Source organism: Streptomyces torulosus (assembly GCF_001419765.1).
In the GTDB taxonomy this organism is placed as follows: Bacteria; Actinomycetota; Actinomycetes; order Streptomycetales; family Streptomycetaceae; genus Streptomyces; species Streptomyces torulosus.
In genome coordinates this window covers 1-286 of sequence record NZ_LIRK01000234.1, presented here as the reverse complement: position 1 = coordinate 286, position 286 = coordinate 1, and the positions used below count along the sequence as shown (strand labels likewise).

1 protein-coding gene is annotated in these 286 nt (G+C 73.1%); it reads left to right on the top strand.

Translation table 11 applies throughout. From position 1 onward, the window contains the following. The coding region (locus AOK23_RS49825) for a GNAT family N-acetyltransferase (protein WP_240496414.1) at positions 1 to 182 on the top strand (182 nt) is incomplete at its 5' end. Positions 183 to 286: the final 104 nt, after the last annotated feature.

Genomic DNA, 286 nt, shown 5'->3' with positions numbered 1-286 from the left:
GCGCCGAGGTCGGCAACACCGCGTCCCGCGCGGTCGCCGAGAACACCGGCTTCACCGTGGAGGGCACCCTCCGCTCCGCCCTCAACAACAACGGCACCCTCCGCGACTGCTGGGTGGGCTCCCTCCTCCCCTCCGACCTGAGCCTCCCCTCCACGTCCCCCTACCTGCCGGCCCCGCACTGACGCCCGACCTCCAGGGTCTCGCCGCCGGTTCTCCCAGCTCAGCCCCGCTTGTCAGTGCCCTGGCCTACCCTGCGGACCATGACACCCCTGCCGCCCCCCACGAC